The 1410-nt window shown below is 65.6% G+C and carries 2 protein-coding genes and 2 pseudogenes; 2 read left to right on the top strand and 2 right to left on the bottom strand.

Translation table 11 applies throughout. The annotated features are described in order from the left end of the window. Positions 1-178 (top strand): annotated as a pseudogene (locus tag IE287_RS38060) (IS256 family transposase); the annotation flags it as partial. Between the two features lie 15 nt (positions 179-193). Here the strand turns inward: IE287_RS38060 and IE287_RS38065 are convergent. Beyond that, positions 194-583: a winged helix-turn-helix transcriptional regulator gene (locus IE287_RS38065; RefSeq protein ID WP_189854006.1), complete on the bottom strand. Its 390-nt coding sequence runs from the start codon at positions 581-583 to the stop codon at positions 194-196. Between the two features lie 97 nt (positions 584-680). Between IE287_RS38065 and IE287_RS38070 the strand changes: the two genes are divergently transcribed. After that, positions 681-1031, top strand: coding sequence for a DoxX family protein (locus IE287_RS38070; protein WP_053629749.1), 351 nt, complete (start codon positions 681-683; stop codon positions 1029-1031). 201 nt (positions 1032-1232) lie between these two features. On the opposite strand, the pseudogene IE287_RS38075 reads toward IE287_RS38070, so the two are convergent. Beyond that, a pseudogene (locus tag IE287_RS38075) lies at positions 1233-1410 on the bottom strand (IS256 family transposase); the annotation flags it as partial.

A 1410-nucleotide genomic window follows, 5' to 3' on the forward strand; every position in this document is an offset into this window, starting at 1 on the left:
GGTCAAGGCCCGCGGACACTTCCCCAACGAGCAGGCCGCGTTGAAGTGCGTCTGCATGGCGATCATGTCGCTCGACCCGACCGGCAGGGGACAGACCCGCTGGAGCCTGCGCTGGAAGACCGCCCTGAACGCCTTCGACATCACCTTCGGCGGCCGACTCACCGCAGCCCGTCAGTAACCCCGAACACCACGGTTACACCGTTCGATTGACAGACCCGGCCCTGGCTGCCTGGGCTGCTTCCCGGAAGGTGACGACCGCCTCGCCGTTCTCCCGCGCCCATGCGGTGAGCATCCTGATGGGCTCCTCCAGGGTTCGCCCGAGATCGGTCAGGCTGTACTCCACGCGCGGCGGCGCCTCGGCGTACGCCTGCCGCTCGACGAGCCCGTTGGCCTGGAGCCGGCGCAGCGTCTGGGTCAGTACCTTGCGCGAAATGCCACCGCTCAGCTCGACCAGCTCGCCGTGGCGCAACGGGCCGTCGGTCAGCGCGAAGAGCGTGACCATGGACCACTTGCTGGCGATGATCTCCATTGCCAGGAGAGCGGGACAGTCGGCGAGGAAGGCAATTCCGGGTCGCAGGCTCATGCTCCGAAGGTTACCTAGAGGTACCTGATAGCCGCCTATCGTCGTCAAGGTGCGCACGCCCCCTTACTCGCATCTCGCACGATTGAGGTTTTCAGGCATGTTCGTCTCCCTTGCCGTCGTCACCGTGTTCATGTCGGCGCTTCTCCTGGTATCGGCCGGAGCCAAGTCTCTGCGGACGCGGCACATCACCGAGCAGATGTCCACCCTCGGAGTGCCGCAGGGCATGATGGCTTTCCTGATCGGCGCTCAGATAGCGGGCGCGGCCGGTGTGATCGCCGGACTCTGGTGGGGACCCGTCGGAATAGCCGCCGCGATCGGCCTGGCGCTCTATTTCGCTGGAGCGGTCGCCTTCCACCTGCGCGTCGGCGACCGCAAGGGCGCGTCTCCGGCGGTAGTCCTCACCATGGCCTCCGTCGCCCTGATCGCATTGCGTGCTGCCACCCTCTGACAGCGGACAGCCGATCTGACGCCCGCCTTGATCGTGCCGAGTGAGGTCGGTCTCCGATGAGGACGACCCCGTTGATCATCGTGAGTTGTGTCGACGAACGAGGATCAGCCGGTGGCCGTGGGCCATATTGATCAGAAACTCATGGGGTCCTCGTCCAGGACGGGGTCTGTCAATCGAACGGTGTAACCGTGGTGTTCGGGGTTACTGTCGGGCTGCGGTGAGTCGGCCGCCGAAGGTGATGTCGAAGGCGTTCAGGGCGGTCTTCCAGCGCAGGGTCCAGCGGGTCTGTCCCCTGCCGGTCGGGTCGAGCGACATGATCGCCATGCAGACGCACTTCAACGCGGCCTGCTCGTTGGGGAAGTGTCCGCGGGCCTTGACC

The organism is Streptomyces omiyaensis (assembly GCF_014650895.1).
Taxonomy (GTDB): Bacteria; Actinomycetota; Actinomycetes; order Streptomycetales; family Streptomycetaceae; genus Streptomyces; species Streptomyces omiyaensis.

What these genes read in the sequence shown, in the direction of transcription:
- IE287_RS38065 (WP_189854006.1), bottom strand. Translation starts at nt 583, where the DNA reads ATGAGCCTGCGACCCGGAATTGCCTTCCTCGCCGACTGTCCCGCTCTC.
- IE287_RS38070 (WP_053629749.1), top strand. Translation starts at nt 681, where the DNA reads ATGTTCGTCTCCCTTGCCGTCGTCACCGTGTTCATGTCGGCGCTTCTC.